Source organism: Niastella populi, from assembly GCF_002078015.1.
GTDB lineage: Bacteria > Bacteroidota > Bacteroidia > Chitinophagales > Chitinophagaceae > Niastella > Niastella populi.
Genome location: NZ_LWBP01000179.1, coordinates 1 through 306, shown reverse-complemented (window position 1 = coordinate 306; position 306 = coordinate 1). Strand labels below are relative to the sequence as shown.

Annotated in this window: 1 protein-coding gene; it reads right to left on the bottom strand. The window is 36.3% G+C overall.

What is annotated here, in order from left to right; genetic code table 11:
* A partial coding sequence (locus tag A4R26_RS15420) for a condensation domain-containing protein (RefSeq protein ID WP_133054687.1) occupies nucleotides 1–306 on the bottom strand: 306 nt, incomplete at both ends.

Sequence of the window (306 nt, the reverse complement as noted above, 5' to 3'; positions counted from 1 at the left end):
TTGTATTTAAAGTCCTGGCAAGATTCTCTATGCTCTCTAAATAGGTATTATCCCGGGCGTAGGAATAGTTTGCAAATTCTTCCTGATCTGTAAATAATTCCAATCGCTCATATTCAGCCAGTTCGTTTCTCCAATAATTTTTTACCGAATCATCTGTCTGGTTCATTTCATTCTGAACAACAGCTTCCTTATAACTCGATTTTAAAACGGAAGGCTTATAACTCTTATCTTCCCCTAACTTCAGGTATAAATTATTTAATTCCGTTATAAAGGAAGCCTGACTCCATCCATCGATGATGGCATGAT